The following is a 14943-nucleotide window of genomic DNA, read 5'->3' on the forward strand; positions in this document are numbered from 1 at the left end:
CGAACGCTCGACAATTCGCGAGGAGTTGTTCGTTTACGAGTCGTCTGCCGGGTACTCCCGTTCCTCGCGCACCTCGTAGTGGCGCGCGCGGTCGTCGTACCGCTTCAGGACCTCGCGGGCGGCGTCCGGGACGTGCGCCTCCCGGTACTCTTCGCCCGCGAACTCCCTCACCGACTCGATCGAGTCAAACCGCAGTATCGTGACGAACTCGACCTCCTCGTCGTCGCCGTCGGCGTCGGACTCCCGGCGGAGCAGTCGGGCGCCGCGATACCCCTCGTTGTCCGCGTTGGCGAACGAGGGGAGGATCTCCTCGCGGAGGAGTCGCTCGTACTCGTCCGCGTCTGCCGGCATCGTCCACCCGTGCCAGATCCTGTCGATCATCGGTCTTCGACGGACTCGGTCATCGACCCTCGACGAACGACGCGATCCGGTCGGTCGCCTCCTTCAGCTCGCGCATCGAGGTCGCGTACGAGACGCGGAGGTGCCCCTCGCCGCCCTCGCCGAAGACGGACCCCGGGACGACTGCGACCCCCTCCGCCTCCAGCAGCTCCTCGGCGAACGCCTCGTCGTCGCCGCCGCACTCCGGGAACGCGTAGAACGCGCCGCCCGGCTCGAACGTGTCGAGGCCCATCTCGTTGAACCGGGAGACGACCAACCGCCGCCGGCGGTTATACTCGTCGACCATCTCCGTCACCTCGTCGTCGCAGCGGTCTAAGGCCTCGATGGCGGCGTACTGCGGCGTCGTCGGCGCCGACAGCATCGTGTACTGGTGGATCCGGTTCATCGCGTCGATGGCGTCGGCCGGGCCCAGCGCGTAGCCCAGCCGGAGCCCCGTCATCGCGTACGCCTTCGAGAAGCCGTTGACGACGACGGTGCGCTCGCGCATCCCCGGCTGCGTCGCGATCGAGGCGTGGTCGGCGCCGTAGGTGAGCGCGGCGTAGATCTCGTCGGCGACCACCCGGAGGTCCTCGTCCCGGCAGAACGCCGCGACCTCGGCCAGCTCTTCGTCGGTCATCGTCGCGCCTGTCGGGTTGTTCGGGTAACAGAGCACGAGGAGGTCGGCCTCGGCGGCGCCGGCCGCCTCCAGCGACTCCCGCGTGAGCGCGAAGTCGTCCTCGGCGCGCGTGGGGACCGTCAGCTGCTCGCCGCCCGCCAGCTCGATCCCCGGCCCGTAGGAGATGTACGTCGGCTCGTGGACCGCGACGGTGTCGCCGGGGTCGACCAAGGCCCGGAAGGCGAGGTCGACCGCCTCGCTCGCGCCGGTGGTGACCAGTATCTCCGACTCCGGGTCGTACGACTGGTCGTAGCGCTCGTGGTGGTCGGCGATCCGTTCGCGGAGCGCGGCCATCCCGCGGTTCGACGTGTAGGAAGTCTTTCCGCGTTCGAGCGAGTCGATCGCGGCGGTCCGCGCGGCCCACGGCGCCGAGAAGTCCGGTTCACCGACCCCGAGCGAGATGACGTCGTCGCGCGCCTCCGCGAGCTCGAAGAACTTCCGGATCCCGGACTCGGGGAGGGTGCGCGCGCGGTCCGACAGTCTCATGGCGACACGGAGAGGCGGTCGTCGTCGTCGCCGTCCTCGAACCGGATCCCGCCGTCCTTGTACGTCTCCATGATGTAGTGGGTCACCGTCTGGGTGACCTCCGGCATGGGCGCGACCTGCTCGGAGATGAACTCGGAGACGTCCTGCATGTTCTCGCCGAGCACCTCGACGGCGAAGTCGTAGTCGCCGGAGACGAGGTGTAAGGCGTCGACCGCGGGGAACTTCGCGATCCGGTCCGCGACCTGCTCGTAGCCGGTCTCGCGGTCGAGCTCGACGTTGATCTCGACGACCGCGCGGATCTTCCCCTCGTCGACGCGGTCCCAGTCGACGACGGCCTGGTAGCCGTGAACCACGCTTTTCGCCTCCAGCGCGTCGATCGCGTCCGCTACCGCCGCCGCGTCGAGGCCCGTCTGGGCCGCGATGTCATCGATGTCCTCGCGGGCGTTCCGCGCCAACACGTCGAGTACCTCGCGCTCGGCGTCCATGCCCCTAAATCACGCGGGGGCGGTTTATGAGTAGCGACGGACGCAACACGGGCGAGCCGGGTCGACCGCGAGGGGACCGCCCGGAGCCCACGCCGCTCTTCCGGCATCCCCACGGCTTTCCGCGTGGCGCGAGATCAGTCTCCCATGGCTTCGAACACCACCAGCGGGAGCGAGACGTTCGACATCGGCGGCGACCTGACCGTCAACCGCCTCGGCTTCGGCGCGATGCGGATCACCGGCGAGGAGATCATCGGTCGCCCCGAGGACGAGGCGGACGCGGAGGACGTGCTCCGGCGCGCCGTCGACCTCGGCGTCGACTTCGTCGACACCGCGGACTCCTACGGCCCGGGCGTCTCGGAGCGGCTGATCGGCGAGGCGCTCGGCGACCCCGACGACGTGGTCGTCGCCTCGAAGGCGGGGCTGCTCCGCAACCGCGAGGGAGACTGGCTCCCCCACGGCGACCCCGACTTCCTGAAGAACCAGGTGCTGTGTAGCCTCGACCGACTCGGGACCGACACGATCGACCTCTACCAGTACCACCGCCCAGACCCGGACACCGACTTCGAGGACTCCGTCCACGCGTTCGCGGAGATGAAAGACGCCGGGCAGGTCGCCCACGTCGGCCTCTCGAACGTCACCGTCGAGCAGCTGGAGACGGCGACCGACATCGTCGACATCGCGACGGTCCAGAACCGCTACAACGTCGGCCACCGCGACGACGAGGACGTGCTGGCCGCCTGCGAGGAGAAAGGTGTGGGGTTCATCCCGTGGGGCCCGATGTACGCGGTCGACGACGAGGACGCCGGCGGGGTGCTCGACGAGGTCGCCGAGCGACGAGACGCGACGCCCCAGCAGGTCTCGCTCGCGTGGCTGCTCGACCACTCGGACGTGACGCTCCCGATCCCGGGGACGTCGAGCGTCGACCACCTCGAGTCCAACCTCGCGGCCGCGGACCTGTCGCTCACCGACGAGGACCGCGCCGCGCTGAACGCCGTCGACCCGCAGTAGGCCGCGAGGCCACGTCTGCCGGCTTCACCCGGCGGTCTCGACGTCGGCCATCTCGGCCATCTCGGCGACCTTCAGCGCAGTCGCGACGTTGAACGCCAGCCCGAGCGGCGCGGCGACGACCGCGGCCGCGATCGCGCCGCCGGGGCCGGCGTGCGCGAGGAGGCTCACCGGAACCGAACAGAGCGCCGTGACGACCGCGACGGCGAGGAAGAACCCAAGCGGTCGGTGTTCGTCCACGAGCGCTCGTGCCCGCCGCGCCGCGGACTCGATCCCGCGGTCCTCCAAGGCGAGGACGTAGACGGTCGGGAAGTACAGGTACGAGACGACGAGCGCCGCGAGGATCGCGACCACGAACAGCGGCGGGAAGAGGAGCAGCGGCAGGAACAGCGCCGCGAGTGCGAGGACCACGAGCGCTTCGAGGAGGATCATCCGAGCGCCGAACCGGCGAACGGCCGCGACGAAGTCGAAGCGCCCGGTCGTGATCTCCGCCGCGATGCTCCCGAAGTAGCCCGCGCTCAGCGCGCCGGAGACGACGACGTACGCGCCGATCAGGGGTGCGAGCAGCGGCAGCGGGTCGACGGCCCCAAACGGGAGCGACACCGTCACGCCGTCGCCGCTCGGCGCGTCGACGAAGCTCCAGAGATCGTACCGGTACACCGGGAACGAAGCCCGGAGCGAGAGCCCGTTCGTCCGTCCCGTCGCGAGCAGTTCCCGGGCGCGGAACAGCGCCGTCGCCAGCGGGACGAGCGCGAGCGGAAGCAGCCGCCCGATGTGCGCGAACGTGCGTTGGAGGATCGGTTCCGGGGGCGGCGTGTCGGCTGACGGACCGGTGGAGGGCTCGGCCATGGTGGGGGATCGCGTTCGATCGTAAAAAGCGTCGTCCGTCCGCGCCAACCGACCGCACGCCGCGACGGGATCGAGGCCCGGTGGCGAGCCTACTCCTCGAACGGGTTCGTCAGTTCGACCGTCTCCTCGCGGTCGGGGCCGACGCCGACGGCGTACACCGGGGTATCGATCTCGTCGGCGAGGAACTCCAGGTACTCGCGGGCGGCCTCGGGTAAGGCGTCGTAGCCGGCCTCGGCGACCGCGGCCGAGTCGAACGGCTCCCACGTGTCGAGCGTCTCGTAGACGGGCTCGCAGCGCTCCCACCGGTCGGTGGTGGTGGGGACGGTATCGAGCGTCTCTCCGTCTAACTCGTAGCCCGTACACACCTTCAGCTCGTCGAGCCCGGCGAGCACGTCGACGTGGTTGACCGCGACGCCGGTGAAGCCGGAGACGCGCGCCGAGTGCCGGAGCATCGGGAGGTCGAGCCAGCCGATCCGGCGCGGGCGACCGGTGACGGTCCCGAACTCGCCGCCCTTCTCGCGGATCTCGTCGGCGAGCGCCTCCTCGTCGGCGTCGCCGTCGAGTTCGGTCGGGAGCGGCCCCTCGCCGACGCGCGAGAGGTACGCCTTCACGATGCCGACGACCTCGCCGTCGCCGACCTTCGTGACGCCGAGCCCCGATCCGACGGCCGCGCCGCCGGCGGTCGGATTCGACGAGGTGACGAACGGGTAGTTCCCGTGGTCGACGTCGATGTGGGTCCCCTGCGCGCCCTCGAAGACGATCGCGTCGCCGGCCTCGTGGCGGCGGTGGAGGTAGTCGGAGCAGTTGACGGTCATCCCCTCGTCGGCGAGGCGCTCGCCGATCGCGGCGAACTCCTCGTGAAGCGCGTCGACGTCGAACGCCTCGGCGCGGTCGTCGACATCGTCGATGTCGAGCCCGTACACGTCCTCGACGAGCGCGCGCTTCTGCGGGACCGCGTATTCGAGCTTCTCGCGGAGCGCGTCGGGGTCGAGCAGGTCCGCGACCCGGATCCCGCGGCGGCCGGCCTTGTCCTCGTAGGTCGGGCCGATCCCGCGCCCCGTGGTGCCGACCTCGTCGCCGGCGTCGTCGTCGGCCTTGACTTCCTCTTCGATCCCGTCGAGCACGCGGTGGTACGGCATGATGACGTGCGCCCGGCGGGCGACGCGCACGTCGGGGTCGAGCCCGCGCTCGCGCAGGTCGTCTATCTCGGTGAACAGCGTGCGCGGGTTGACGACGCAGCCGTTGCCCAAGATCCCGACGGTCCCCCGGACCGCGCCGCTGGGAACCAAGGAGAGCTTGTACTCCGCGCCGCCTTCGACGACGGTGTGGCCGGCGTTGTCGCCGCCCTGATAACGGACTACGACGTCCGCGTCCCCTCCCCACCGGTCGACGAGGGCGCCCTTGCCCTCGTCGCCGAGCTGGGAGCCGACGATGGTGAGTGTCATACGACCTGCCGATTCCCGTCGGGGGGTAAAACCGATTACGGTCTGCGACCGCGAGACAGGCACAGATGTGGATCAAAAAATACGCCGGGCACAGTGAATACGCTCGTTCGTGTATTCTCTCGGCGTCCCCCCGGGAGGCCGCACCGTCGCGCGCTCTTCCGTGCGTACGCTCACCGTCTGCCGTGCCGCGATCGAACACGTTAACTACTCCCACGTCAAAGCCTGCGATCTGACGAGGCCTCCCCCGGCCGCCGACAGCAACTTTTAAACGGGGCATGACGAGTTAACATGTGCCATGATAGATCGATTAGAGAAGGAGGTAGACATGCTGGAACGTCACCTCCAAGTCCTGCGGATGGTCATCGAGAACGAGCCGATCGGCATCGTGAAGATGTCGAACGAGACGGGCTACCCGCACCATAAGGTCCGCTACTCGCTTCGCGTCCTCGAAGAGGAGAACCTCATCGAGCCGTCCAGCCAGGGCGCGATCACCACCGAGCGCACCCACGAGTTCGTCGACGAACTCGACGAGAAGCTCGACGAGACCGTCGAGAAGCTCGGCTCCATGCGGATCGACGACGCCGCGGAGCTCGAGAACTGACCGCGCTTTCGATTTCGCCCGCCGACGCATCTGCCGCGTTTCTGCTCTCCCGGTAGCCGCCTCCGATAGGGTCCCGTGACGGCTACAGGTCGGGGACCGTCATGTGGAACCCGCCGTCTCTGGCCTCGACGAGGCACAGGTGGTAGCCCTGCTTGCGCGAGAGCTTCACGAAGCTCGCCCGCTTCGATCGGCTGAACAGGCCGCCGCCGACCGCGTCGCTCGCGGTCTCTAAGGCGCCCGGCTCGAAGAAGCTCTCCGTCACCGCGAACGCCCCGGCGAACGTCTCGTTCGATCCGGCGATGTCGCGCCCGTTCTCGACGAGCGACTCCAAGGTCCCCTCCGGCGTCGGGTCCCTGCTGTCGTTCAGGTCGGCGACGAACAGCGGGTGGCCCATCCGGTCGCGCAACACGAGGTCGAACGACCGCTGCTCGCGGACCTCCTCGCCGCCCTCGCGGAGCTCGATCGACACCGTCCCGCCGATCTCGGCGCGATCGATCTCCGGGAGCGCGTCGTAGAGGTCACGCAGCGTCCCCTCGTTGCCGGTGCCGCGGACCTCGAACGGGAGATCCTCGACGAGCCAGCGGGTGAAGCCGTACTCGATGGTGTCCTCTAAGAACTCCGCGAACGGCCGGCCGTCCACCGCGAGGCCCTCCGTCTCGAAGCTCGTGTGGTGTTCGACCCGGAGGTTCTCGCGGAGCGCCTCGCGGTCGACGCTCCCCTCGTGGGCGTCCGCCAGCGTCGCGCCCTCCTTCGAGTCGTACCTGATGAACAGGTTCGTCCCGTTGCGTGCCTCCGCGGGCGTGAGCGTCCGCTCCGCGTCCGGAAGCCGCTCCTTGGCGTTCGAGAGCTCGCTGCGGAGCCGGTCGCGCTCCTCTTTGAGCTCGTCGACCTCGGACTCGAGCCGGTCGACCTCGTCGGCCAGCTCGTCGCGCTCCGACTCGACCTCCTCGCGTTCGGCCGCCAGGCGGTCGCGTTCGTCCGCGAGCGACTGCCGCTCGGTCTCCGTCTCCTCCAAGGCCGCCTCGAGCTTCCGCAGCCGTTCGGGGTCGGCGTCGCCCTGCCCGCCGCGCCCGTCGCGCCCCTCGCGTTTCGACACCGCCGACGGCCCCGACGCCGTCTCGGTGGAGCGCGGCGACGGCGACCCGCCGTTCGCGTTCGACCCACTTCGCTCCGCGCGGCCGCGGTCCTCGCCCGAGCGGGAGCGCTGCGAAGCGGCTGCGCGGCGCTCGTCGGGACGCTGCGGTTCCCCGCCCGCCTCGGAGGGGTCGAGCGCCGGGATCGACTTCTGTTCCCGCCACTCGGCCTCCTCCGAGAAGACGTTCTCGGAGTCCGGCGCGTCGGCGGCGTCCGGGTCGGGCGAGTCCCTGGCGTCGGATTCCGAAGCGGTCGCTCCCTCGGGATCTGACGGTGATCGGCGCGCGCGGTCGGCACCGGGCGAGCCGTCTGCGTCTCGCTCGGCCGTCTCGGCGTCGCCGATCCGGACCTCGTCGGGCGCCGACCCGCCGGACCCGCCGGCCTCGCCGCTCGAAACAGCCTTGTCGCGGTCGTCCGCGGCCGCCTCCGCGTCGACGCCCGCCGACTCGTCGCTTCGGCTCGCGGCGGTCGAGTCGCCGTCTCGGGCGGCGCTCGCGGCGGGACCGACCGCGCTCGCGGGGCCGTCGTCTCCTGCCGTCTCCGGCTCGGCGTCGCTCTCGGTGTCCGACGGCTCGTCGGTCGGCTCTTCGTCCGCGTCGCTCGCGCCGTCGGAACCGGCGGTCTCGGTCGGGTCGGTCGCGGCGCTCGCGTCGTCCGCATCTTTCGCGTCGTCGCCGTCCGGGAGCGGGCGGACGTCGAGGTCGACCTCGTACACCGTGTAGATGCCGACCTCGTCGGCGGCGAGGTCGAACGCGTCGTCGCCCGTTTCTAGCCGCCTCGCATTGCCGACGTACGCGGCCGCCATCGACTCGCCGCCCGTGTAGGCGACGTAGTAGTCGCCGGAGAGGACGTTCTCCGACAGCTCGATGTAGCCGGTGAACCCCCCCTGTGAGAGCTTCTGGTCCGCCTCTCGCAGGGGCGTGTCCTTGGTGTAGTACTTCGCCCGCGGCTCGCCGCCCAGCTCCTGCATCGCGAAGAGCACGGGGAGCGCCTCGTCCGGGGCCCGGTAGACGGTCCCGGCGGCGTCGGCGAAGGCGTCGAGCGTCGCGTCGACGACGCCGATAACGCGCCCGTCGACGAGGAAGATCCACCCGGTCCCGTCGGTCGCCGCGCCGGAGAACCCGTCGTCGACGATCCGGCGGAGCCCCGCGAACCCGTCGGAGAACGAGCGGTCGTCCCACTCGGTGATCGCTTCCCGTCGCTGTGCGTCCATCCTTGCGTTTACGTCGCCAACACCGACCCAAATACCTTCCGGAGCGTGAGACGGCCGTCTGACGCCGCGACGCCCCTCGTTCAGCCCCCTCCGACGGCGTCGATCGCCTCTCGACCGAGGTCGACGACATCCTCCGGGAGGTCGCTCGCCGCCAGTTCCTCCGAGGTGTACCAGCGCCAGCGCGCCGGGTCGACCTCGTCGTCGCCGTTCGGGGCGATCTCCCGGGAGTCGACGCGGGCGTAGTAGAGGTGGTCGACGTGCTGGTGGCCCACTGACCCGTCCTCGTGGACGTTGATGTCGTGGAGCATGAGGTGCGCCGGCTCCGGGAGCCCGCGGGTGTTCGGGCCCGTGATCTGTGACTCCGTCGCGACGAGATCCGGGGTCAACCCCGTCTCCTCGCGAACCTCGCGGCGCGCGGCCTCGTGCGGGAGCTCGTCGCGGTCGACGTGGCCGCCTGGGGGGAGCTTGATTCCGAGGCGCTCGTGGTCGTGAAGCGCGGTCGCCCCGTCGTTGACGATGTACGTCGTCGCCGTGAAGTGGCGAGTCGTCTCCATACCTCCGGGTGGCGACGCGCCGCCTTCGCGGTTTCGGCTCGGGCGGACGCCGCGACGCGGTGACGCGGAGCGGTCGCTGTCAGGGTACTACCGTATCGGCGACGACGTCGACTACTGCGCGGGCGAATGCGGCGACTGAAAACGGAGGGAACTCGAACGGTACGACGACCGGGCGCGGAGCGACCCGTCAGTTCAGCGCGACCGAGTCCTCGGCCTCGAGGAGTTCGTGGTACCGGTTCCGGATGGTGACCTCGCTGATGTTCGCGACCTCGCTGACCTCGCTCTGGGTCACCTTCTCGTTGACGAGCAGCGAGGCGGCGTAGACGGCGGCGGCGGCGAGCCCGACCGGCGACTTGCCGGAGTGGATCCCCTGCTCTTTCGCCGTGTCGAGCAGGCTGCGGGCGCGGCGCTCGGCCTCGTCGGAGAGGCCGAGGTCGGAGGCGAACCGGGGCACGTAGCTCTCGGGGTCGGCGGGCTGGATCTCCAGCTTGAGCTCGCGGACGACGTAGCGGTACGTCCTCGCGATCTCGTCCTTCTCGACCCGGGAGACGCCCGCGATCTCGTCGAGGCTGCGCGGCGTGCCCGCCTGCCGCGCGGCGGCGTACAGCGAGGCCGTGGAGACGCCCTCGATGGAGCGGCCGGGGAGGAGGTCCTCGTCGAGTGCGCGGCGGTAGATGACCGAGGCCGTCTCGCGGACGTTGTCCGGGAGGCCGAGCGCGGAGGCCATCCGGTCGATCTCGCCGAGCGCCTGCTTGAGGTTGCGCTCCTTGGAGTCGCGGGTGCGGAACCGCTCGTTCCACGTCCGCAGCCGCTGCATCTTCTCCCGCTGGCGGCTGGACAGCGACTTGCCGTAGGCGTCTTTGTCCTGCCAGCCGATGTTCGTCGAGAGCCCCTTGTCGTGCATCATGTTCGTCGTCGGGGCCCCGACCCGGGACTTGTTGTCCTTCTCCTTGGAGTCGAACGCGCGCCACTCCGGCCCGCGGTCGATCTCGTCCTCCTCGACGACGAGCCCGCAGTCGACGCAGACGGTCTCGCCGTGCTCCGTGTCCGTCGCGAGCTGGCCGCCGCACTCGGGGCACCGCAGCTCCTCGTCTTCGGTCTCCGACTCGCTCTCGTTCTCGTCGTCGACGGTCTCTGTCGTGTACGTTCGAAGGTTCTCGCTCATTGGTGTTGTGCGTGGAGGGAACAGCGGAACCGAGAGACGGATCTCGGTGTTTTCCTCACCTTCGGGTAAGTGAGCCAAATACTTAAATGTTTGCGTGGTTGGCGCCCGAGAGACACGGCCGAAAACACCGTGTACAACCCTGTACAATTCGGTATTTGAGACGCGGTGATCGGGACCGAAGCGAGAGCGAAACTGACGGCCGCCCGGCGGGATATGGTATATAGGCGTTTCGCGAGCGGCGGACGGCGCTCAGGGCGACCAGCCCGTCGGTCAGTTCCCGGTCGCGGCGGCCGCGACCGCGCCCGCGAGGTAGCCGCCGATCACGCCCAGTCCGGTCACCAGCGCGAGGGCCGCGGCGAGGTCGGGACCGGCCGTGACGCCGGCCGCCTCCGATGTCGGGATCCCGTCCGCGTCGGAGATCGGCACCCTCCCATCGGCCGCGTGGCGCGTGAGCGGCACCCGGGAGACCCACCACAGCGCGAGCATCGCCGGGAGGTACCCCAGCGTCGCGCCCACCCCGGTCGCGGCGCCGGCGAGCAGGTCGTCGATACCGAGGTACCGGACGGCGGTCGCGACGCCGAGACCGAAGGTAAGAGGCACTAGACGGAGCGGCCACAGCGCGGCGTCCGACTGTATCAGCGGATGCCCGAAGATTACGAGGTTCGACAGCCCCGGACCCGTCCGTATCCGGATCCAGTGCGCGTCGAAGAGGAACCAGATCGCTCCCTCGACCCCGAGGATCGGTCCGCCGACCATCCACCGGGCGATCTCCGAGTCTCCCGGCGACACGCCGGCGACCGCGAGCCCGATCCACGTCGTCGCCAGCCCGGCGAGGGCCGCACCGCTCCCGCAGGCGACGGCGACGCGGAGCCACCCGGGCGGGAGCGACACGAGCGAGCCCAGCGTGGTTCGCTCTCCCGTCGACATCTCGGACCGGCCGTTCCCGAGCGAGCGGCATATGCTTTCTCACGGATCGACGGAGGTCTCAGACCGGTTCCGCGAGGACAACCGCTTTGACCGTCGCCCGAGCAGGGTGAGGTATGAACCGAACGCGGCTCGACGACCGCCTCGCCGACCTCGATACGGACGGCTACCTGCTCGACGCCTCGCAGGAGGACGCAAACCAGCTGTACCTCTCCGGGTTCACCGGGCCCGACCCGTTCCTCACGCTGTACGCCGACGGCGAGGTCCACCTCCTCGTCAGCGGGTTAGAGTACGGCCGCGCGACGAGCGAGGCCGCGGCCGACACGGTGGAGCGCCACGCCGACTACGACTACGAGTACGGCGGCCGCGAGGAGCGCAACGACATGTACGCCGCGTTCCTCCGCGACAAGGGCGTCGACTCCGTCTCGATGCCGCCGCGCGGCCCGGTCGGCACCGCCGACGCCCTCCGCGAGCGCGGGATCGATGTCGCCGTCGACGCCGACGACCGGCTCCAAGCGGTCCGCGCGGTGAAGACCGACGAGGAGATCGACGCGATCCGCGAGGCGCAAGAGGCCAACGAGGCCGCGATGCGGGCCGCCGAGGAGCTGATCGCCGGCGCCGACGTGGCGGGAGAGAGCGACGAGGCGGAGACGGGAGTCTTGCTCCGTGACGGCGAGCCGCTCACCAGCGAGCGCGTGACCGAGGAGATCGAGGTGACGCTGCTGCGTCACGGCTGCGCGCTCGACGAGACGATCGTCGCCGGCGGCGCGCAGGCCGCGGACCCCCACGACCGCGGCTCGGGCCCGCTCCGCGCGAACGAGGCGATCATCGTCGACATCTTCCCGCGCTCGAAGGCGACGAAGTACAACGCCGACATGACGCGGACGTTCTGCGTCGGCGAGCCGAGCAAGACGCTTCGCGAGTGGTACGACCTCACCGAGCGCGCGCTGAACGCCGCGCTCGACGCCGTCGAGCCGGGCGCGACCGGCGAGGAGGTCCACGCCGCCGCCTGCGAGGTGTACGAGGAGGCGGGCGAGCCAACCTTCCGGACCGACCCCGACACCGAGACCGGGTTCATCCACTCGACCGGTCACGGGATCGGCCTCGACGTCCACGAGTCGCCGCGGCTCGCGAGCGGGGGCGAAGAGTTAGAGCCCGGACACGTGATCACGGTCGAGCCCGGGCTCTACGACCCGGATATCGGCGGCGTCCGCATCGAGGACCTCGTCGTCGTCACCGAGGACGGCTACGAGAACCTCACCGACTACCCGATCCGGTTCGCGGCGGAGTGAGTCCCTATTGGATCTGACCGGGCAACCCCCGGCCTGTCTGACCGCGATCGGAAGCCGCTTTGACCCGTACCGGGAACGGCGACCGTGAACTGGCGGTACGAACACACGGCGCTCGCGCTCTGTACGCTCGCGTTCACCGGCACGATGGTGGCGCGGCTCGTCGTCAGCCCGCTCGTCCCGGAGATCACGACGCGGTTCGACGTGACCAATGGCACCGTCGGGCTCGCGCTCAGCGGAATGTGGCTCACCTACGCGCTGACGCAGTTCCCCTCCGGGATCCTCGGCGACCGGTACGGCGAGCGCCGCGTCATCCTCGCCGCGGTCGGCGCGACCGCCGTCGCGTCGGTGCTGCTCGCCGCGTCGCCGTCGATGCTCGCGTTCGGGCTGTTCGCGGCCGCGCTCGGCGTTGGTGCCGGCCTCCACTACTCGGTCGCGACGACGTTCCTCACGCGGCAGTTCGACGACACCGGCCGCGCAATCGGCGTTCACGTCGCCGGCGGCCCGCTCGCGGGGCTCGCCGCGCCGCCCGCCGCCGCGCTCGTCGGGTCGCGGTACGGCTGGCGCGCCGGCGTCCTCCTCGGCGCCGCCGTCGCGGTCCCCGTCTTCGTCCTGTTCGCGTGGCGGGTCCGGCCGACCGATCCCCTCCGTCCCGACCAGCCGATGGGCGAGCGGTTCGCGCTCGGACCGCTCGCCGAACTGCTCTCGCGGCGGGAAATCCTCTACACGACCGCGCTGGCGACGATGGGCGCGTTCACGTGGCAGGCGACCGCCTCCTTTCTCCCGACGTTCTTAGAGGTCGGGACCGGCCTGTCGAGCGCGCTCTCCGCGCTGCTGTTCTCGGTGTACTTCCTCGTCCACGGCGGCACGCAGCCGGTGACCGGGTCGGTGTCCGACCGGATCGGCCGCGACGCCACCGCGATGGTGACGATGGGCGCCGGCGTCGTCGGCTACGGGACTCTCGTCGCGGCCGCGGCCCTCGACTTGGGCCTCCCCGCCGTGATACCGGGCGTCGGCCTCGTCGGCCTCGCGATGTCGTGGGGCGCGCCGGTCCAGTCGCGGTTCATGGACCTGCTGTCCGACGCCGAGCGCGGCGCCGGCTTCGGGCTCGTTCGGACCGCGTACATGGTGACGGGCGCCTCCGGCAGCGTCGTCGTCGGCGCCGTCTCCGACGCCGCGGGGTGGCCCGTCGCGTTCGGGCTGCTCGCCTGCGTGATGGCGCTCGGGCTGGCGACGCTGTCGGCGAACCGGCTGCTGGGGCTGGGGTACTGAGCCGAGGTTGACTCGAGAATGAGCGGAGCGCGCGGCGGCTCAGAGCCGGTCGTCTTCGATGCTGCCCGGGTCCTCCGCGGTGTCGAACATGTTGTTCTCCGCGCCGTCGAGCATCTCGTCGCGGGGCTCGTCGTCGACGACGCTCACGTTGTACGCCTCGATTCCGGACGCGATGAGGTCCTCCGCGGCCTGCTCCTCGGAGACGAACTCCTCGTCTGCCAGCTGCTGAAACTCCGCGTACACGTCGTCCGAGAGGTTCAGCTCGAAAGTGGGCATACCCTCCGTTCCGGCCGAACGCTTTTAAATTGTTTCCTCGATGGGGGACGTGTCCGGAGCGGCTGGTACCAGTGACCGACGAGAACGAAACGGTGATCGAGACGTACGACGGCGGCCGTCGGATCGTCCGCGAGGCGCGGAACCGCCCCGACGCGTACCACTTCGAGGGCCCCGACGGACGGATCGCGTCGTTCGAGATTCCGGCGGCGGCGAGGCTGTACGCCGACCTGTACGCGATCACCGGCGGCTTCGACGAGAAAGAAACCGGCAGGCGGGGCGTCCCGCCGACGATCGCTCGCGCCGACGAGGAGGTCCGGATCACCTACCTCGCGGTCCGGTTCTCGGTGACGTACGCCGCGCACGCGTTCGGAATCGATGAGTCGGCCGCTCGCGACGCCGTCGACAGCGTCCACGCGCGGGCGACGGAGCTGCGCTCGCGGGACGGCGAGAACGGCTGAGGACCGCACGCCGGCGACGGCCCGAACATCTGCGGGGTCAGGAGTACCCCGGCGGGCGGTCACCGTACGCACATGCCCGGTTTCCCGTCTCCATTCGGATCCGACGGCGACGACCTGTTCGACGGCTACGACGAGTTCGTCGCGGACGACCTCCCGCGCCCGGGAGCGTTCCTCGACGGCCACGACGTCCTCACGGGGGCGGACCACCTCGCGTTCCACCGCCTCACCCGCGACTGCTTCGAGGAGCGGGGGGTGTACGACATGACGTTCGACTACAACCTCGCGCGGCTGAACCTCGACACGCGCCACGGGGACGCCGGGTTCCGCTACGCCGTCGAGCGCGGCGACGCCGCTGACGCGGTCGACGGGAGCGAAGTCGACGGCGACGCGGCCGACGGAATCGACCGCGTCCTCCGCGCGGAGTTCACGCCGACGACGGCGTTCTGCCCGCAGACGCACACCCTGACCGTCGGCGCGTTCCGGGCGTGGAACGGGCTCGCCGACCGACACGAGTACGACCTCGTCCGGGTTCGCGCGCCCCCGACGCACAACCAGATCGAGGCGGTGAACGACCGGCTGGCGGAGCTGGAGGAGGCGTACTTGGGGATGGGCGACGCGGAGGCGGCGGTCGACGAGGGCGTGGGAATCGGGTCGAACCGGGTGGATAAAACGGGCGGAGCGAGCGCGCCGAGCGGCTCGACCGACACACCATTTAAATAGTGACCGCGCGGGG

16 protein-coding genes are annotated in these 14943 nt (G+C 70.3%); 6 read left to right on the top strand and 10 right to left on the bottom strand.

Going from position 1 to position 14943, the window contains the following annotated elements; all coding sequences use genetic code 11:
• Positions 1-33 precede the first annotated feature (33 nt).
• The 3 genes from J7656_RS08925 to J7656_RS08935 are packed head-to-tail and all read right to left on the bottom strand — an operon-like array spanning position 34 to position 2025.
• Entirely contained in the window at positions 34-381 is a 348-nt protein-coding gene (locus J7656_RS08925; RefSeq protein WP_017343223.1) for a putative antibiotic biosynthesis monooxygenase, read from the bottom strand.
• Positions 382-400: 19 nt separating this feature from the next.
• Entirely contained in the window at positions 401-1540 is a 1140-nt protein-coding gene (locus J7656_RS08930) for a pyridoxal phosphate-dependent aminotransferase (RefSeq protein ID WP_017343222.1), read from the bottom strand.
• Positions 1537-2025 carry an Lrp/AsnC family transcriptional regulator gene (locus tag J7656_RS08935; RefSeq protein WP_004595834.1) on the bottom strand — a complete coding sequence of 163 codons (489 nt, stop codon included), beginning with the start codon at positions 2023-2025 and terminating at the stop codon, positions 1537-1539. Before J7656_RS08935 ends, J7656_RS08930 begins: the two co-directional genes overlap by 4 nt.
• A 144-nt stretch (positions 2026-2169) precedes the next feature.
• Between J7656_RS08935 and J7656_RS08940 the strand changes: the two genes are divergently transcribed.
• Positions 2170-3033, top strand: coding sequence for an aldo/keto reductase (locus J7656_RS08940; protein ID WP_211553076.1), 864 nt, complete (start codon positions 2170-2172; stop codon positions 3031-3033).
• A gap of 24 nt (positions 3034-3057) precedes the next feature.
• On the opposite strand, the gene J7656_RS08945 is transcribed toward J7656_RS08940, so the two are convergent.
• Entirely contained in the window at positions 3058-3879 is an 822-nt protein-coding gene (locus J7656_RS08945; protein WP_211553078.1) for a hypothetical protein, read from the bottom strand.
• An 89-nt stretch (positions 3880-3968) separates the two neighbouring features.
• On the bottom strand, positions 3969-5324 hold the full coding sequence (locus J7656_RS08950) for an adenylosuccinate synthase (protein ID WP_211553080.1): 1356 nt from the start codon (positions 5322-5324) through the stop codon (positions 3969-3971).
• A gap of 295 nt (positions 5325-5619) precedes the next feature.
• Between J7656_RS08950 and J7656_RS08955 the strand changes: the two genes are divergently transcribed.
• The gene (locus J7656_RS08955) at positions 5620-5925 is read left to right on the top strand and encodes a hypothetical protein (RefSeq protein ID WP_004595838.1); all 306 of its coding nucleotides are present in this window, start codon (positions 5620-5622) and stop codon (positions 5923-5925) included.
• A gap of 82 nt (positions 5926-6007) precedes the next feature.
• On the opposite strand, the gene J7656_RS08960 is transcribed toward J7656_RS08955, so the two are convergent.
• The 4 genes from J7656_RS08960 to J7656_RS08975 all read right to left on the bottom strand — a co-directional run bounded on the left by J7656_RS08960 (position 6008) and on the right by J7656_RS08975 (position 10918).
• Positions 6008-8272 (bottom strand): DUF7527 domain-containing protein, encoded by a 2265-nt coding sequence (locus J7656_RS08960; protein WP_017343218.1) that lies wholly within the window; start codon positions 8270-8272, stop codon positions 6008-6010.
• Between the two features lie 80 nt (positions 8273-8352).
• Positions 8353-8826 (bottom strand): NUDIX hydrolase, encoded by a 474-nt coding sequence (locus J7656_RS08965; RefSeq protein WP_017343217.1) that lies wholly within the window; start codon positions 8824-8826, stop codon positions 8353-8355.
• Between the two features lie 187 nt (positions 8827-9013).
• The gene (locus J7656_RS08970) at positions 9014-9991 is read right to left on the bottom strand and encodes a transcription initiation factor IIB (RefSeq protein WP_017343216.1); all 978 of its coding nucleotides are present in this window, start codon (positions 9989-9991) and stop codon (positions 9014-9016) included.
• A 270-nt stretch (positions 9992-10261) separates the two neighbouring features.
• Complete coding sequence (locus tag J7656_RS08975) at positions 10262-10918, bottom strand: hypothetical protein (protein ID WP_017343215.1); 657 nt, start codon at positions 10916-10918, stop codon at positions 10262-10264.
• A 113-nt stretch (positions 10919-11031) separates the two neighbouring features.
• Between J7656_RS08975 and J7656_RS08980 the strand changes: the two genes are divergently transcribed.
• A complete protein-coding gene (locus J7656_RS08980) occupies positions 11032-12207 on the top strand; it encodes a M24 family metallopeptidase (protein WP_211553081.1) in 1176 nt (391 codons plus the stop codon).
• An 84-nt stretch (positions 12208-12291) separates the two neighbouring features.
• On the top strand, positions 12292-13476 hold the full coding sequence (locus J7656_RS08985) for an MFS transporter (RefSeq protein WP_017343213.1): 1185 nt from the start codon (positions 12292-12294) through the stop codon (positions 13474-13476).
• Positions 13477-13515: 39 nt separating this feature from the next.
• Here the strand turns inward: J7656_RS08985 and J7656_RS08990 are convergent, their stop codons facing one another.
• Entirely contained in the window at positions 13516-13752 is a 237-nt protein-coding gene (locus J7656_RS08990; protein WP_004595847.1) for a DUF7120 family protein, read from the bottom strand.
• A gap of 71 nt (positions 13753-13823) precedes the next feature.
• Here J7656_RS08990 and J7656_RS08995 point away from each other — a divergent pair, with 71 nt between their 5' ends.
• Both J7656_RS08995 and J7656_RS09000 read left to right on the top strand, forming a co-directional pair.
• Entirely contained in the window at positions 13824-14210 is a 387-nt protein-coding gene (locus tag J7656_RS08995; RefSeq protein ID WP_017343212.1) for a hypothetical protein, read from the top strand.
• A gap of 72 nt (positions 14211-14282) precedes the next feature.
• Complete coding sequence (locus J7656_RS09000; RefSeq protein WP_211553083.1) at positions 14283-14930, top strand: DUF7998 family protein; 648 nt, start codon at positions 14283-14285, stop codon at positions 14928-14930.
• Positions 14931-14943 lie beyond the last annotated feature (13 nt).

The organism is Halorubrum ruber, from assembly GCF_018228765.1.
In the GTDB taxonomy this organism is placed as follows: Archaea; Halobacteriota; Halobacteria; order Halobacteriales; family Haloferacaceae; genus Halorubrum; species Halorubrum ruber.